A 15,375-nucleotide genomic window follows, 5' to 3' on the forward strand; every position below is an offset into this window, starting at 1 on the left:
GCACCGGGCCCTCCCCGGTGCGAACCTGTCTCCACGGTACGCCGCGGCTCTGCCGCATTCGAGACCGGGGCCCCGGTGTCGGGCCCGAGGCGGCATCGCGCACCCGGTGCACCGCTGTCCGACATGCGCTGTATGGCGGATACCTCGAAACTGTCCGTAACTGCTTACGTCGATCCGAAAGCGGGAGGCAGCGATGGGCTGGTTGTGGGCGATCATCGTCGGATTCGTGCTGGGGCTGATCGCCAAGGCGATCCTGCCGGGGAAGCAGCACAGTCCGCTCTGGCTGATCACGATCTTCGGCATCATCGGCGGCATCGTCGGCAACGCCCTCGCGGGAGCCTTCGGCATCGGGGCGACCCCGGGTATCGACTGGGGCCGTCACGCCCTGCAGATCATCGCCGCCCTGGTCGTCGTCGCCGTGGGCGACATGCTGTACATCGCCGTCCGCGGCAGGAAGAAGGTGGCCTGAGGCGCCGCCCGCGCCGCGGCCGGAATCCTGCGAGCGCGAGAGCGACGCGGACCCGGGCGGTACGGCGGCCGGGCGGGAGGGAACCCGCCCGGCCGCCGCCCTGTGCACCGCCGTGTGATGCCGTGCCCGGGGGCGCAGGCACCGGCTCAGCCGCCCGTGACCTCCACCGCGGCCAGGTTCTTCTTGCCGCGCCGGAGCACCAGCCAGCGGCCGTGCAGCAGCTCGCCCGCGGCCGGGACCGCGTCCTCCGTGGCCACCTTCACGTTGTTCACGTAGGCGCCGCCCTCCTTGATGGTGCGACGGGCGGCCGACTTGCTCGCCACCAGCCCCACCTCCGCGAAGAGGTCAGCCACCGGAGCCGGCTCCGGCACCCGGGCCTGCGGCAGCTCGGACAGCGCCGCCGCCAGGGTCGCCGCGTCCAGGTCCCCGAGCTCGCCCTGGCCGAACAGCGCCTTCGACGCGGCGATGACGGCGGCGCACTGGTCGGCGCCGTGCACCAGCGTCGTCAGCTCCTCGGCCAGCGCACGCTGCGCGGCGCGGGCCTGCGGCCGCTCCTCGGTGAGCTTCTCCAACTCCTCCAGTTCCTCACGGCTCCGGAAGCTCAGGATCCGCATGTACCCGGAGACGTCGCGGTCGTCCACGTTCAGCCAGAACTGGTAGAACGCGTACGGCGTCGTCATCTCCGGGTCGAGCCAGACCGCGCCGCCCTCGGTCTTGCCGAACTTGGTGCCGTCCGCCTTGGTCATCAGCGGTGTGGCGAGCGCGTGCACGCTCGCGTGCGGCTCCAGGCGGTGGATCAGGTCCAGACCTGCGGTCAGGTTGCCCCACTGGTCGCTGCCGCCCTGCTGCAGGGTGCAGCCGTGGCGGCGGTACAGCTCCAGGAAGTCCATGCCCTGCAGCAGCTGGTAGCTGAACTCGGTGTAGCTGATGCCCTGGTCGGACTCGAGCCGGCGGGCGACCGAGTCCTTGGTCAGCATCTTGTTGACGCGGAAGTGCTTGCCGATGTCCCGGAGGAACTCGATGGCGGACATGCCCGCCGTCCAGTCAAGGTTGTTGACCATGACCGCCGCGTTCTCGCCCTCGAACGACAGGAACGGCTCGATCTGGGCGCGGACCCGCTCCACCCAGGCCGCGACGGTCTCCGGGTCGTTCAGGGTGCGCTCGGCCGTCGGCTTGGGGTCGCCGATCTGGCCCGTCGCCCCGCCGACCAGCGCCAGCGGGCGGTGTCCCGCCTGCTGGAGCCGGCGCATGGTGAGCGCCTGCACCAGATGACCGACGTGCAGGCTGGGCGCGGTCGGGTCGAAACCGCAATAGAACGTGACGGGACCGTCCGCGAGCGCCTTGCGCAAAGCGTCCTCGTCGGTGGACAGGGCGAACAGCCCGCGCCACTTCAGCTCGTCGACGATGTCCGTCACGGTTCCGGTTCTCCTCGAACAGTGGAAAGAAGGTGATGGCCGCCCCGAGGGGCATCCAGCAGTCTATGGCTTCGCCCGAAGGCTCAGACGCCCTGGCTGACGGAGCTCATGTTGAAGTCCGGCACGCGCAGCGCCGGCATGGCCGCCCTGGTGAACCAGTCGCTCCACTCCCGCGGCAGCGTCTTCTCCGTCCGTCCGGCCTCCTGGGCCCGCGACAGCAGGTCGACCGGCGACTCGTTGAAGCGGAAGTTGTTCACCTCCCCGGTGACCTCGCCGTTCTCCACGAGATAGACGCCGTCCCTGGTCAGCCCGGTCAGCAGCAGCGTGGCCGGGTCGACCTCCCGGATGTACCACAGGCAGGTCAGCAGCAGCCCCCGCCCGGTCGACGCGACCATCTCCTCCAGCGACTTCTCGCCGCCCGCGTCCATGATCAGGTTGTCGGCGGCGGGGGAGACCGGCAGTCCGGTCAGCCCCGCACTGTGCCGGGTGGTGATCAGCCGCTCCAGCGCGCCTTGCCGCACCCACTCGGTCGAGGGCATCGCCAGGCCGTTGTCGAACACCGACGCGTCGCCGCCGGAGGAGTGCGCGATCACGAACGGAGCGCACTCGAGCCCCGGCTCGTCGGGGTCGCTGCGGAGCGTGAGCGGCAGCTCGGACAGCCGCTCGCCGATGCGGGTGCCGCCGCCGGGCTTGGAGAAGACCGTGCGGCCCTCGACGGCGTCCCGGCCCGAGGAGGACCACAGCTGGTAGATCAGGAGGTCCGCGACGGCCGTCGGCGGCAGCAGCGTCTCGTAGCGGCCCGCGGGCAGTTCGATCCGGCGCTCCGCCCAGCCCAGTCGGGTCGCCAGCTCGGCGTCCAGGGCCGCCGGGTCGACGTCCTTGAAGTCCCGGGTCGAGCGTCCCGCCCAGGCCGAGCGGCTGCGGTCCGGCGACTTGGCGTTGAGTTCCAGCGTCCCGTTGGGCTGGTCGTGACGCAGTCGCACCCCCGTCGACGTGCCGAGGTACGTCGAGGTCAGCTCGTGGTTGGCGAAGCCGTACAGCTCACGTCCGCCCGCGCGGGCGCGGGCGAAGGACTCACCCAGCGCGGGCGCGAAGTCGGCGAAGACGGCCGAGGAGGTCTCCGCCGGGGCGTCGGTGAAGTCGCCCGCCGCCGGGACGTCGCTCACCAGCGGCTGCGCGTCCTCGGCGGGACCCGCGGCCCGGGCGGCCGCCTCGGCCGCCCGCACCAGCGGCTCCAGGTCCGCGGCCGTCACGGCCGACCGGGACACCACTCCCGACGCGGTGCCCTGCGCCCCGTCGACGGTCGCGATCACGGTGAGCGTACGGCCCCGGGTCACGCCGTTCGTGGTGAGGGTGTTCCCGGCCCAGCGGAGATTGGCCGACGAGTGCTCGTCGGCGATGACGACGCAGCCGTCGGCGGTGGACAGTTCGAGGGCACGCTCGACGATCTCGTGCGGCTTGCTGACGGGGCTCATCGACCGGCCTCCTGGGTGGTGTTCAAGATGTTGACGCCGCGGAACAGCGCGGACGGGCAGCCGTGCGAGACGGCCGCGACCTGGCCCGGCTGGGCCTTGCCGCAGTTGAAGGCGCCTCCCAGGACATACGTCTGCGGGCCCCCGACCTTCTCCAGCGACCCCCAGAAATCGGTCGTCGTCGCCTGGTAGGCGACATCGCGCAGCTGCCCGGTCAGCCGGCCGTTCTCGATACGGTAGAAGCGCTGCCCGGTGAACTGGAAGTTGTACCGCTGCATGTCGATCGACCAGGACCGGTCCCCGACGACGTAGATGCCGCGCTCCACCCCGCCGATCAGGTCCTCGGTGGAGAGTCCGCCCGGTTCGGGGCGTAGGGACACGTTCGCCATCCGCTGCACCGGGACGTGCGACGGCGAGTCGGCGAAGGCACAGCCGTTGGAGCGGCCGAGGCCCGTGAGGCGGGCGATCCGGCGGTCGAGCTGGTAGCCGACGAGCGTGCCGTCCTTCACCAGGTCCCAGCTCTGCGCCTGCACGCCCTCGTCGTCGTACCCGACCGTCGCCAGCCCGTGCTCCGCGGTCCGGTCCCCGGTCACGTTCATCACCGGCGAGCCGTATCGCAGCTTCCCGAGCTTGTCGAAGGTGGCGAAGGACGTGCCCGCGTACGCGGCCTCGTAGCCCAGCGCCCGGTCCAGCTCGGTGGCGTGCCCGATCGACTCGTGGATCGTCAGCCACAGGTTCGACGGATCCACGACCAGGTCGTACGTCCCCGCCTCGACGCTGGGCGCGCGCATCTTGGCGGCCAGCAGTTCCGGGATCTCCTCCAGCTCGGAGTCCCAGTCCCAGCCGGTGCCCGTCAGGTACTCCCAGCCGCGGCCCACCGGCGGCGCGATGGTGCGCATGGAGTCGAACTCGCCGGTGGTCTCGTCCACGGCGACCGCGGTGAGCTGCGGATGCAGCCGGACCCGCTGCTGAGTGGTCACCGTGCCCGCGGTGTCCGCGTAGAACTTGTTCTCGTGCACGGTCAGGAGCGAGGCGTCCACGTGCGCCACGCCGTCCGCCCGCAGCAGCCGCGCGCTCCAGTCCGCGAGCAGCGCGGACTTGTCCTCGTCCGGGACGGCGAACGGGTCGGTCTCGTACGAGGAGATCCAGGTGCGGTCCGCGTGCACCGGCTCGTCGGCCAGCTCGACCCGCTCGTCGGAGCCGGCGGCCGCGATCACCTTCGCCGACAGCTTCGCCATCGCCACGGCCTGGCCCGCCACCCTGGCGGCACCGTCCATGGTCAGATCGACCCCGGACGCGAACCCCCAGGCCCCGCCGTGCACGACCCGCACCGCGTACCCCAGATCGGTGGTGTCGGACGAGCCCGCCGGCTTCGCGTCCCGCAGCCGCCATGCGGCACTGCGCACGCGCTCCAGCCGGAAGTCGGCGTGCGCGGCGCCGAGCGCGCGCGCCCGAGCGAGCGCCGCGTCGGCGAGCGCCCGCAGCGGCAACGCCGTGAAGGCTTCGTCGATGGAATGAGCCACGAATGTCTCCTGTCATGGTGGGACCCGTCGGCACAGGACCGGTCGCCCCGATCATGTCGCGCCCGGATGCCCCCTGCCTACCGCTTTCTGTAGGGACCCGACAGTGCATCCGTGACGCCACTGTCAGGGGTCGATCCCCTGCACAAGGGGCTGTACCGATAGGTTTTCGCAGTGTCAGACCGCTATGGAAAGGGTGATCCGTTGAGCCGCTCGGTTCTCGTCACCGGAGGAAACCGGGGCATCGGCCTCGCCATCGCCCGCGCTTTCGCCGAGGCCGGAGACAAGGTCGCGATCACGTACCGGTCGGGTGAGCCGCCGGCGGAGCTGGTGGAGCTGGGCTGCCTGCCCGTCCGCTGCGACATCACCGACGCCGAACAGGTGGAGCAGGCCTACAAGGAGATCGAGGACAAGCACGGTCCGGTGGAGGTGCTCGTCGCGAACGCCGGCGTCACCAAGGACCAGCTGCTGATGCGGATGTCCGAGGAGGACTTCGTCACCGTCCTCGACACCAACCTCACCGGCACCTTCCGCGTCGTCAAGCGCGCCAACCGCGGCATGCTCCGCGCCAAGAAGGGCCGCGTCGTCCTGATCTCGTCCGTGGTCGGCCTGCTCGGCTCGGCCGGCCAGGCCAACTACGCCGCCTCCAAGGCCGGACTGGTGGGCTTCGCCCGGTCCCTCGCCCGCGAGCTGGGTTCGCGGAACATCACCTTCAACGTCGTCGCGCCCGGCTTCGTCGACACCGACATGACCAAGGTGCTCAACGACGAGCAGCGCGCGGGCATCGTCTCGCAGGTCCCGCTCGGCCGTTACGCGCAGCCGGAGGAGATCGCCGCCGCCGTGAGGTTCCTCGCCTCCGACGACGCCTCGTACATCACTGGAGCCGTCATCCCGGTTGACGGCGGATTGGGCATGGGTCACTGATCACATGAGTGGAATCCTCGCCGGCAAGCGCATCCTCATCACCGGTGTGCTGATGGAGTCCTCCATCGCCTTCCACGCCGCGAAGCTGGCCCAGGAGCAGGGTGCGGAGATCATCCTGACGGCCTTCCCGCGGCCCACCCTGACCGAGCGCATCGCCAGGAAGCTCCCGAAGCCCACCAAGGTCATCGAGCTCGACGTCACCAACGAGGAGCACCTCGGGCGTCTGGAGCAGGTCGTGCGCGACGAGCTCGGCGGTCTGGACGGAGTCGTCCACTCCATCGGCTTCGCCCCGCAGGACGCGCTCGGCGGCAACTTCCTGAACACGCCGTTCGAGTCGGTCGCGACCGCGATGCACGTCTCGGCGTTCTCGCTGAAGTCGCTGACCATGGCCTGCCTGCCGCTCTTCCCGCAGGAGGGTGCCTCGGTGGTCGGTCTGACCTTCGACGCCCAGTTCGCGTGGCCGCAGTACGACTGGATGGGTCCGGCGAAGGCGGCGCTGGAAGCCACCTCCCGCTACGTCGCCCGCGACCTGGGCAAGCAGAACGTCCGCTGCAACCTGATCTCGGCGGGCCCGCTCGGTTCGATGGCCGCGAAGTCCATCCCGGGTTTCAGCGACCTCGCGGACGTGTGGAACCACCGCTCCCCGCTGGAGTGGGACATGTCCGACCCGGACCCCGCCGGCCGCGGCATCGTCGCCCTGCTGTCCGACTGGTTCCCGAAGACCACGGGCGAGATCATCCACGTCGACGGTGGCGTGCACATGATGGGTGCGTAACGCAGCGTCATCCACGGACGGCCGTCACCTGGTCGCCTTCGATGCCCCGGTCACCCGCTGTGCGCGGGAGGCCGGGGCGTCGCCCGTTCGGGTCAACGCAGCGGGCGGGCCTGCCTCCGGCCGGGGGACCCTGGAGTGGCAATCCCTCCCTTGTGGTGCAGCAGCGGCGCGAGTCGCAGTACGGCCGAGGAGGTCCTGGTTGTGCGTACGTCGTGGCGATCCGCGTCCGTGCTCGGGGTGCTCGGGGTCCTGGTGTGGCCCGCCTCCACGGCGGCCGTCTCCGAGCCGCCGGGGGAGCCCGCGCCCCGGCCCTTCGGGGCCGCCTGCAGCGTCTACGTCGAAGGCTCCAGGGCCACGGCCCACTGCCACAATCCGTACCTGGACACCGACCGGGTGCAACTCCACGTCGAGTGCGAACGCTGGTGGGACGTGGACGCGGACAGCGCGCCCGTCGACCTCGGCCCCACCGGCCGCGCCACACTCAGTGAACGCTGCTGGAAGGAGATCCGCAGCGTGTGGGTGAGCCATCTGCGGCGTTGACGCGTCCGGGGCGGCGGCGTCCGGTGCGTCCGAGGGCCTCCGGGTGCGTCCGAGGCGGAGGCCGACGGGCCGGGCGACCGGCTTCGCGCTCCGCTCCGGGGCCGGGCGACCGGCTTCGCGCTCCGCCGCTCGCCCGGCGAGGCCGCGGGGCGAGCGGGCCGCGCCTCCCGCCCTGCACGGTTCACGTCCCGCCGCGCAGGCACTGGAACGGATAGCCCGCGGCCTCCGCGGCCGCCGTACCGCCGTCGTGGGCGCGGATCGCCTCGAGGAGCCGGCCGTGGTCCATGTGGTTCTCGGGGCGCAGCTCCCGGCCTACGTCGTCCCGCAGCCAGTCGCGCAGCAGATCGCCCAGGTCGGCGTAGAGCGCGGTCAGCACGTCGTTGTGGGAGGCCGCGACCACGGCCAGATGGAAGGTGGCGTCGGCGGTGACGAACCGCTCGGCGTCGCCCGACTCCCACGCCTCCTCCCGCCGGGCCAGCAGCGAGTCCAGTTGCCTCAGGTCCTTCTCGGTGCGCCGCTCCGCGGCGAGCCGGGCCGCCGAGGACTCCAGCGTGGAGCGCAGCTCGGCGATGTGGCGCGGATCGGCGTCGGCGAACCTGCGGTGCATCACCCCGGCCAGCTCGCTCGTCGCCACCACGTAGGTGCCGGAGCCCTGGCGGATGTCCAGCAGCCCGTTGTGCGCCAGCGCCCGGACCGCCTCGCGGACGGTGTTCCGGGCGACGCCCAGCATCTCGACGAGTTCCGGCTCGGTCGGGATACGTGAGCCCACGGGCCACTCGCCCGAGGTGATCTGGTTCCGCAGCTCGGTGATGACCTGGTCCGAGAGGGCGGACCGCCGGGGAGAGGTCAGCGCCATGGTGCTCCTTGTCCGGGGGAGGGTCCACGTCCCGGCCGTCCCGCGACGACCTCTGCGCTCCCGCAGGGCCTCGCGCGATCGTCCGGGATTGGACAATCAATCATCCCATGATTCTATGATGGGTCCATGTCGGACGAGACCCGGATGCCGAGCCCCGCCACCACGGCGGTCCGTACCACCACCGATTCTTCCGCGTCCCCCGCCGGAAAGGCGCCGGCCTGGGTCCTCCGGCTCGTCGTCGCCGGTCTCGTGCTCTCCGCACTCAACCTCCGGCCCGCCATCACCAGCCTCGGCGCCCTCCTGGAGGAGGTCCGGAACGGGCTTCGGATGAGCGGCAGCGCGGCCGGTGTGCTCACCTCCGTGCCTCCGCTCTGCTTCGCGCTCTTCGGGCTCACCGCACCCAGGCTCGCCCGCCGCTTCGGACCCGCCGCGGTCGTCTGCGCCGGGATGGCGGCCATCACCGCGGGCCTGGCGCTGCGCTCCCTCGCCGGAGGCACCGCGGCGTTCCTCGCCGCCAGCGCGCTGGCCCTCATGGGCATCGCCGTCAGCAATGTGCTGATGCCGGTGATCGTCAAGCGCTGGTTCCCGGAGCGCATCGGCGGCGTCACCGGTCTCTACTCCATGGCGCTCTCCCTCGGCACCGCCGTCGCGGCGGCGACGACCGTACCCATGACCCAGGCGCTGGGAGGCAGTTGGCGCACGGGTCTGGCCCTCTGGGCCGCGCTCGCGGCCACCGCCGTACTGCCGTGGATCCCCCTGGTCCGCGACCGGGGTACGGGCAGCCCCGCGGCCACCGCGCCGGGCCCTCGCCCCGCCGCCGGATCGCCCGCGCCGGTGCCCGCCGGGCGCCCCGCCCGGACCGAGCCCGACCGCGCCGGAGCCGGCCGGGGGCCCGTGCCGCGCATCGCCCGCAGCCGTACCGCCTGGGCCCTCGCCTGCTTCTTCGGCCTTCAGGCCACCGGCGCGTACATCACCATGGGCTGGATGCCGCAGATCTTCCGCGACGCCGGAGTCCCGGCCGGCACCGCGGGCGTGCTGCTCGCGGTGACCATGGCCATGGGCGTTCCCCTCGCCTTCGTGATCCCCCGGCTCGCCGCCCGGCTGAGGACGCAGGGCCCGATCGTCCTCGCGCTCGGCCTGTGCGGAATGACCGGATACGCGGGCCTGTTCCTCGCCCCCGCCGCCGGTGCCTGGGCCTGGGCGCTGCTGCTCGGCATCTCCAACTGCGCCTTCCCCCTCGCGCTCACCATGATCGGCATGCGCTCCCGCACCGGCACCGGGGTCGTCCGGCTGTCGGCGTTCGCGCAGAGCACCGGCTATCTGATCTCCATTCCCGGCCCGCTGCTCGTCGGCGTCCTCCACCAGCACAGCGGTGGCTGGGGCCTGCCGCTGGCGCTGATGGCGGGGCTGATCGTGCCGCAGATGGCGGCCGGTGTCCTCGCGGGCCGGGACCGCGCGATCGAGGACGAGGCCGGGATGCGACACTGACCCCATGCCTGTGCTCGACCCGAACCCCCCGAACGGCCAGAAGAAGCTCCTGCTCGTCTTCGGCACGATGATCGGCATCACCGTGATCATCGGAATCATCGCCTCGATCGCCTCGCCCTGAGCGCGGCGACGGGGGTTCTCCCCACCGTCCCCTAGGGGGCGAGTGTCAGGGGGAAGTGGGTGGCTCACCGGATGGGCGGCCCGGTCCATGATCCGTAGGTTGGAAGCAACCCAGCAGGAGCCCAGCTTCGAACCTCACGGAGGCGGCCATGTCGGCCCGTACGCACCCCCGGCACCACGCATCGGCGCCGGCCGGCGGTGGCCATGCCCGCGCGGGGAGCGGTGGCACGGGACCGCGGGAAGCCGGAATCCGCCCGTGGGGTGGCGGCACCGGGCCGAGGACCACCTGCGGCCCGGAGCAGCGCGAGGCCGTCCGCCCGTGGGGTGCCGGCACCGGGCTCAGGTGGTGGGCCCTCGTCCTGCTGGTGATCGCCTTCTCCGCGCTCTTCCTGCTCGTGACCGGCGCGGGCCGGGCGCAGGCCGCCACCCATTCGCCGGTGGCGTTCCTCGGCTGGATCCAACTGGCGCTGACCGGTCCCTGAACCGGGCGCCACCACCGCCCCGCCTGCCGCCGCGGAGGTGTTCCCGCGTGGTGCGGTGACCCCTCAACACCCTGCGCCTGCTGGCTGATTTCATGCGAAGCTGGGGAGCATGAGCGCCGATACACCGCGAAGGATCGTCCTACTCCGCCATGCGAAGGCCGACTGGCCCCAGGTGTCCGACCACGAGCGGCCGCTCGCCGACCGGGGCCGCACCGACGCACCCGTCGCCGGCCGCAAGCTCGCCGACACCGGTATCCCCTTCGACCTGGCCCTGTGCTCGACCGCCACGAGGACCCGCGAGACCTGGAAGCTCGCCGTCCAGGAGTTGCCCGAGCGGCCCAGGACCGTGTACGAGGAGCGGCTCTACGAGGCCTCGCTCGGCGATCTGCTCGCGCTGCTCAACGAGACCCCGGACGAGGTCACCGATCTGCTGCTCATCGGTCACAACCCCGGGATGCACGCCCTCGCCGACGCCCTCGCGGGTACGGCGGAGGGCGACGCCCTGCAGCGGATGAGCCGCGGCGGCTTCCCGACCGCGGCGTTCGCCGTGGTCGGCTTCTCCGGTTCCTGGAAGTCCGTCGAACACGGCGTGGGCACGCTGATCGACTACTGGGCCCCGCACGACTGACCGGGGTACGCCGCCGGGAAACGGCTCCGGTGCGTGCTCGGTGCACCGGGGCCCGTCCGCCCCCTGCCACCGGCGCCGACGGTTCCGAGCGGCCCGCACCTGCGGCCGGGGCCGTCCGTCCGCAGGTGCCGAGAACGGCGCTCCCGGCCGGTCTCAGTCCGCGTGGGCGTCCGCGGCCTCCACCTCTTCGCGGGTGATCCCGAGCAGGTACAGCACCGTGTCCAGAAAAGGCACGTTGACGGCCGTGTCGGCGGCCCTGCGCACCACGGGCTTGGCGTTGAAGGCGACGCCGAGTCCCGCCGCGTTCAGCATGTCCAGGTCGTTCGCGCCGTCGCCGATCGCCACGGTCTGGGCGAGCGGCACCCCGGCCTCCGCCGCGAAGCGCCGCAGCAGCCGCGCCTTGCCGGCCCGGTCCACGATCTCGCCGGTGACGCGTCCGGTCAGCCTGCCGTCCACGATCTCCAGGGTGTTGGCCGAGGCGAAGTCGAGGCCCAGACGCTCCTTGAGATCGTCCGTGACCTGGGTGAACCCGCCGGAGACCACGCCCACTTGGAAGCCCAGCCGCTTCAGCGTACGGATCAGGGTGCGCGCGCCCGGGGTGAGCCGCACCTCCGTGCGCACCTTGTCCACCACCGACGCGTCCAGGCCCGCCAGCAGCGCGACCCGGGCGTGCAGCGACTGCTCGAAGTCCAGCTCCCCGCGCATCGCGGCCGCCGTGACCTCGGCGACCTCCGCCTCGCAGCCCGCGTGCGCGGCGAACAGCTCGATGACCTCGTCGGTGATCAGGGTCGAGTCGACGTCCATGACCACCAGGCGCTGAGCCCGACGGTGCAGTCCGGCCGAGACGACGGCGACGTCCACCCCGATCTCCGCAGCCTCGGTCGCCAGCGCGGTCCGCAGCGGTTCGGTCTCGCAGCCCGACACCGCGAACTCCACGGCGGTGACCGGGTACTTGGCGAGCCGGTGGATACGGTCGATATTGCCTCCCGTGCCGGTGATCCTGGCCGCTATGGCGGCCGTGGACTCCGCGGTCAGCGGATGCCCGAGCACGGTCACATGCGAACGCCCGCTGCCCCGGGGCCGGTTGTCCCCGAGACCCGAGATGATCTCGGCCTGCAGCTTCAGCGACTCGGCCCAGCCGTGCACGGTGGCCCGCAGTTCGCCCTCGGTGCCGGCGGTCGGCTCGGTGACGAGTGCGCAGAGGGTGATGCGCCCCCGCGTGACGACCTGCTCGATGTCGACCACGTCGACCGAGAAGGCGGCGAGGGTGTCGAAGAGCCCGGCCGTGATTCCGGGACGGTCCTTCCCGAAGATCTTCACCAGCAGGGTGGGGACGTCGGGCGTCTGCGGGGGGTGCGATGCGCTCATGGTGCTCCCACCGTATCGGGCACTCCGTGCCGGGCGCCGCCCCGTCCCGCGTACCGGACAGCCTGCGGCCCTCCCAGGCTACGTGCAGGTGGCGCCGGGGTTGCCGCAGGGTCGACGGGAGCCGGACGGGGTGCACGGACGTCCGGTTCCCGCGCGCCCGGCGGGGCGGTCCCGGTCGCGTCGGGGACGGGAGGGAGGGGCTCCCTCGCGCCCGGAGCGCCGAACCGCCCCGCGCTCCGGCGCCGCCCCGCGCTCCGGCGCCGCCCCGTGCGCCGGAGCGCGGGGCGCGGGCGCCACTGGGGTCGTCCCGTGCGGCGGAGCGCGGTGCGCCAGGGTGGTCGTTCCGTGCGCCGGACCGCCGGTGCGCCACTCGCTTCGGCGGGCCCCACCGCGGGGTGCCCGCCGGGCGGACGGCGTGGCCGGCGGTCCTCCCCCGGGGCCGCCCGAGGCTCCCGACGGCATCCCCCGTCCGGCCCCACCCGTGGCGCCGTCCGTGCGTCCGCCGCCCCGGATGCCTCGTCGCCCGGAGTACGCCGGCGCTGGGCCCCGATCCGTACCGACTTGCCCCCTTCGGGCATGATCCGTGAGTACTCGTGCGCGCCCACCACGCTCCGGGTGTTTTTCTCCACCCTCAACGGCGCACGGGCGGAAGGGCGGTGGCCGTCTTCACGAGGCCCGACTTTCCGATACGCGACCGTGCCTGGAATAGTTCCTCACGATGTTCGCCATCCCTAGACTCCCGTTGGCGGGGGTAGCTCGGGGGACAACTAGTGGGGCATGGAGTGCCGGAACTCGTACTGGAATTGAACGGAAGGACCTGGACCCTCGATCCGTCCAGGTCGTACACCCTGGGGCGGGATCCCCAGGGTGACGTGGTGATCGACGACGCCAGGGTCTCGTGGCGCCACGCCACGATCAGCTGGGGCGGCCGGAGTTGGGCCATCGAGGACCACGGCAGCACCAACGGCACCTATGTGCAGGGCCGGCGCATCCACCACCTGGAGCTCGGCCCCGGCTCCGCGGTGCACCTCGGCAACGCCACCGACGGCCCGCGGCTGAGCCTGTCCGGCACCGAAGCCGGCGCGTACAGCGCGCAGGGGGCCGTGCCGCAGCAGGCCGCCCAGGCCCAGTCGGCGCCGCAGGCACCCGCCCAGCAGGGCTGGTCCCGGCAGCAGGCGCCCCAGCAGCAGTGGCAGCAGCCGGCCGCCGCCCAGGTGCCGCACCAGCAGGGCCGCGACCACTACGTCCAGAAGACGCCCGGCGGCGCCGCGGGGGCCCCGCCGGCCCACGGCGACCGCAGCCCCACCACCTTCCACCAGCTGTCCCTGGGCCGTGTGATGCGCATCGGCCGCGCGCTGGAGAACGACCTGGTCGTCTCCGACCTCCAGGTCTCCCGCCACCACGCCGAGTTCCACGCGACGCCCGACGGCCGTTTCGAGATCCGCGACCTCGGGTCGCACAACGGCACGTACGTCAACGGACAGCCGCTCGCGAAGTCCGGCACCGCGCTCATCGGTCCGAACGACACCGTCGGCGTCGGTCACTCGACGTTCCGGGTCGTCGGCGACCGCCTCGAGGAGTTCGTCGACACCGGTGAGGTCTCCTTCTCCGCGCGCCACCTGACGGTCACGGTCGACGGCGGCAAGCAGATCCTCAAGGACGTCTCCTTCGGCGTCCCGGAGAAGTCCCTCATCGCGGTCATCGGCCCCTCCGGCTCCGGAAAGTCGACCCTGCTCAAGGCGCTCACGGGCTACCGTCCGGCCAACGAGGGCGACGTGCTCTACGACAACCGGAACCTGTACAAGCAGTTCGCCGAGCTGCGCCAGCGCATCGGTCTGGTCCCGCAGGACGACATCCTGCACAAGGAGCTGACCGTCAAGAAGGCGCTCACGTACGCGGCCAAGCTGCGTTTTCCGGCGGACACCACGGCTGCCGAGCGCGAGGCCCGCATCGACGAGGTGCTGCGCGAGCTCAAGCTCGACATCCACAAGGACAAGAAGGTCACCTCCCTCTCCGGCGGCCAGCGCAAGCGCGTATCCGTCGCCCTGGAACTGCTGACCAAGCCGTCGCTGATCTTCCTGGACGAGCCGACCTCCGGCCTCGACCCGGGCATGGACCGCGACGTCATGCAGCTGCTGCGCGGCCTCGCCGACGACGGCCGCACCGTCCTCGTGGTCACGCACTCCGTGGCCGAGCTGGCGCTGTGCGACAAGCTGCTGGTGATGGCGCCCGGCGGCTCGGTGGCGTACTTCGGCCCGCCGGAGGAGGCGCTGAACTTCTTCGGCTACGAGACCTGGGCCGATGTGTTCTCCGCCTTCGAGAACTACCGCGACTACGACTGGGCCGGCCGCTGGAAGGGCTCGCAGCACTTCCAGATGTACGCCGCGGACATCGACGCCGTCGCCCCGCAGTCGGTGCACATGCCACCGCCGCAGGCGATGAGGCCGCCGAAGCCGCAGGGCTGGTTCTCCCAGCTCGGCACGCTGATGCGGCGCTATGTCTCGGTGATCTCCTCCGACCGGGGCTTCCTCGCGCTGACGGTGCTCCTGCCCGCCGTCATCGGCGCGGTGAGCCTGCTGATCGATCCGGACAAGGGTCTGCTGCCCAATGGCGTGAACCCGCAGAGCGGGAGGATCATCCCGAACGGCACGGCCACGACCGTGCTGCTGATCCTCGCGGCCGGCGCCTGCTTCTCCGGTGCGGCCAACTCGGTCCGCGAGCTGATCAAGGAACGGGTGATCTACGAGCGGGAGCGGGCGACCGGTCTGTCGCGCTCCGCGTACCTGATGTCCAAGGTGATCGTCCTCGGCATGATCACCGTGTTCCAGGGCGCCCTGGTCGGCGCCATCGGCTTCGCCGCCCGGGAGATCCCCGAGGAGGGGCTGGTCCTCGGCTCGGCCACGCTGCTGGAGCTCTCGCTGCCGATCATGGCGCTGGGCTTCGCCTCGATGATGTTCGGCCTGGTCATCTCGGCGCTGGTGAAGACGGCCGAGAAGGCCATGCCCCTGCTGGTGATGTTCGCGATCGTCCAGATCGTCTTCACCGGTTGTCTGTTCACCCTGAACGGCACCATCGGAGTGAACGAGTTCTCGTACCTGATGCCGTCCCGCTGGGCGGTCGCCGCGGCCGGCGCCACCCTGGACCTCAACAGGATCAGGCCCGACCAGGACGACCCCGGCAACACCGACCCGCTCTGGGACCACGAGGTCGGTGCCTGGGGCCTGGACATGGCCGCCCTGCTGGCGCTGGGCGCGCTGTGCGGCTTCCTGGTGGCCCGCTTCCTGCGCCGCCACGAGCCGGAGGTCATGCGCAAGTAGC

General features: G+C 71.8%; 14 protein-coding genes. 9 read left to right on the forward strand and 5 right to left on the reverse strand.

What is annotated here, in order from left to right; all coding sequences use genetic code 11:
• Positions 1-193 precede the first annotated feature (193 nt).
• The gene (locus O7595_RS26635; protein WP_269731140.1) at positions 194-469 is read left to right on the forward strand and encodes a GlsB/YeaQ/YmgE family stress response membrane protein; all 276 of its coding nucleotides are present in this window, start codon (positions 194-196) and stop codon (positions 467-469) included.
• A 146-nt stretch (positions 470-615) separates the two neighbouring features.
• Here the strand turns inward: O7595_RS26635 and tyrS are convergent, their stop codons facing one another.
• The 3 genes from tyrS to O7595_RS26650 form a co-directional block, all read right to left on the reverse strand.
• Positions 616-1,884 carry a tyrosine--tRNA ligase gene (gene tyrS, locus O7595_RS26640; protein WP_269731141.1) on the reverse strand — a complete coding sequence of 423 codons (1,269 nt, stop codon included), beginning with the start codon at positions 1,882-1,884 and terminating at the stop codon, positions 616-618.
• An 83-nt stretch (positions 1,885-1,967) separates the two neighbouring features.
• A complete protein-coding gene (locus O7595_RS26645) occupies positions 1,968-3,359 on the reverse strand; it encodes a metallopeptidase TldD-related protein (RefSeq protein ID WP_269731142.1) in 1,392 nt (463 codons plus the stop codon).
• Positions 3,356-4,879 carry a TldD/PmbA family protein gene (locus tag O7595_RS26650; RefSeq protein ID WP_269731143.1) on the reverse strand — a complete coding sequence of 508 codons (1,524 nt, stop codon included), beginning with the start codon at positions 4,877-4,879 and terminating at the stop codon, positions 3,356-3,358. The genes O7595_RS26645 and O7595_RS26650 overlap by 4 nt, the downstream gene beginning before the upstream one ends.
• Before the next feature lie 201 nt (positions 4,880-5,080).
• Here O7595_RS26650 and fabG point away from each other — a divergent pair, with 201 nt between their 5' ends.
• The 3 genes from fabG to O7595_RS26665 all read left to right on the forward strand — a co-directional run bounded on the left by fabG (position 5,081) and on the right by O7595_RS26665 (position 7,115).
• Positions 5,081-5,800: a 3-oxoacyl-[acyl-carrier-protein] reductase gene (gene fabG / locus O7595_RS26655; RefSeq protein ID WP_269731144.1), complete on the forward strand. Its 720-nt coding sequence runs from the start codon at positions 5,081-5,083 to the stop codon at positions 5,798-5,800.
• Positions 5,801-5,804: 4 nt separating this feature from the next.
• Entirely contained in the window at positions 5,805-6,575 is a 771-nt protein-coding gene (fabI, locus tag O7595_RS26660; protein WP_269731145.1) for an enoyl-ACP reductase FabI, read from the forward strand.
• A 201-nt stretch (positions 6,576-6,776) separates the two neighbouring features.
• Positions 6,777-7,115, forward strand: coding sequence for a hypothetical protein (locus O7595_RS26665; RefSeq protein ID WP_269731146.1), 339 nt, complete (start codon positions 6,777-6,779; stop codon positions 7,113-7,115).
• 181 nt (positions 7,116-7,296) lie between these two features.
• On the opposite strand, the gene O7595_RS26670 is transcribed toward O7595_RS26665, so the two are convergent.
• Entirely contained in the window at positions 7,297-7,971 is a 675-nt protein-coding gene (locus O7595_RS26670) for a FadR/GntR family transcriptional regulator (protein ID WP_269731147.1), read from the reverse strand.
• A gap of 126 nt (positions 7,972-8,097) precedes the next feature.
• On the opposite strand from O7595_RS26670, the gene O7595_RS26675 reads away from it, so the two are divergent.
• The 4 genes from O7595_RS26675 (at position 8,098) to O7595_RS26690 (ending at position 10,689) form a co-directional block, all read left to right on the forward strand.
• On the forward strand, positions 8,098-9,459 hold the full coding sequence (locus tag O7595_RS26675) for a CynX/NimT family MFS transporter (RefSeq protein ID WP_269731149.1): 1,362 nt from the start codon (positions 8,098-8,100) through the stop codon (positions 9,457-9,459).
• A gap of 4 nt (positions 9,460-9,463) precedes the next feature.
• Positions 9,464-9,580, forward strand: a complete 117-nt coding sequence (locus O7595_RS26680; RefSeq protein WP_267905275.1) for an SGM_5486 family transporter-associated protein — start codon at positions 9,464-9,466, stop codon at positions 9,578-9,580.
• Positions 9,581-9,728: 148 nt separating this feature from the next.
• On the forward strand, positions 9,729-10,061 hold the full coding sequence (locus O7595_RS26685) for a hypothetical protein (protein ID WP_269731150.1): 333 nt from the start codon (positions 9,729-9,731) through the stop codon (positions 10,059-10,061).
• 109 nt (positions 10,062-10,170) lie between these two features.
• Complete coding sequence (locus tag O7595_RS26690; protein WP_269731151.1) at positions 10,171-10,689, forward strand: SixA phosphatase family protein; 519 nt, start codon at positions 10,171-10,173, stop codon at positions 10,687-10,689.
• A 153-nt stretch (positions 10,690-10,842) separates the two neighbouring features.
• Here O7595_RS26690 and serB read toward each other — a convergent pair whose 3' ends face one another.
• Positions 10,843-12,057 carry a phosphoserine phosphatase SerB gene (gene serB / locus O7595_RS26695; RefSeq protein WP_269731152.1) on the reverse strand — a complete coding sequence of 405 codons (1,215 nt, stop codon included), beginning with the start codon at positions 12,055-12,057 and terminating at the stop codon, positions 10,843-10,845.
• Positions 12,058-12,839: 782 nt separating this feature from the next.
• Here serB and O7595_RS26700 point away from each other — a divergent pair.
• Positions 12,840-15,374: an ABC transporter ATP-binding protein/permease gene (locus tag O7595_RS26700; protein ID WP_269731153.1), complete on the forward strand. Its 2,535-nt coding sequence runs from the start codon at positions 12,840-12,842 to the stop codon at positions 15,372-15,374.
• Position 15,375 lies beyond the last annotated feature (1 nt).

It is taken from the genome of Streptomyces sp. WMMC940 (assembly GCF_027460265.1).
Lineage (GTDB): Bacteria > Actinomycetota > Actinomycetes > Streptomycetales > Streptomycetaceae > Streptomyces.

Bases quoted from the DNA above. Each gene is read 5' to 3' on its own strand.
- O7595_RS26635 (WP_269731140.1), top strand. From the start codon at position 194: ATGGGCTGGTTGTGGGCGATCATCGTCGGATTCGTGCTGGGGCTGATC.
- O7595_RS26645 (WP_269731142.1), bottom strand. From the start codon at position 3,359: ATGAGCCCCGTCAGCAAGCCGCACGAGATCGTCGAGCGTGCCCTCGAA.
- fabI (WP_269731145.1), top strand. From the start codon at position 5,805: ATGAGTGGAATCCTCGCCGGCAAGCGCATCCTCATCACCGGTGTGCTG.
- O7595_RS26670 (WP_269731147.1), bottom strand. From the start codon at position 7,971: ATGGCGCTGACCTCTCCCCGGCGGTCCGCCCTCTCGGACCAGGTCATC.
- O7595_RS26675 (WP_269731149.1), top strand. From the start codon at position 8,098: ATGTCGGACGAGACCCGGATGCCGAGCCCCGCCACCACGGCGGTCCGT.
- O7595_RS26680 (WP_267905275.1), top strand. From the start codon at position 9,464: ATGCCTGTGCTCGACCCGAACCCCCCGAACGGCCAGAAGAAGCTCCTG.
- O7595_RS26685 (WP_269731150.1), top strand. From the start codon at position 9,729: ATGTCGGCCCGTACGCACCCCCGGCACCACGCATCGGCGCCGGCCGGC.
- O7595_RS26690 (WP_269731151.1), top strand. From the start codon at position 10,171: ATGAGCGCCGATACACCGCGAAGGATCGTCCTACTCCGCCATGCGAAG.
- serB (WP_269731152.1), bottom strand. From the start codon at position 12,057: ATGAGCGCATCGCACCCCCCGCAGACGCCCGACGTCCCCACCCTGCTG.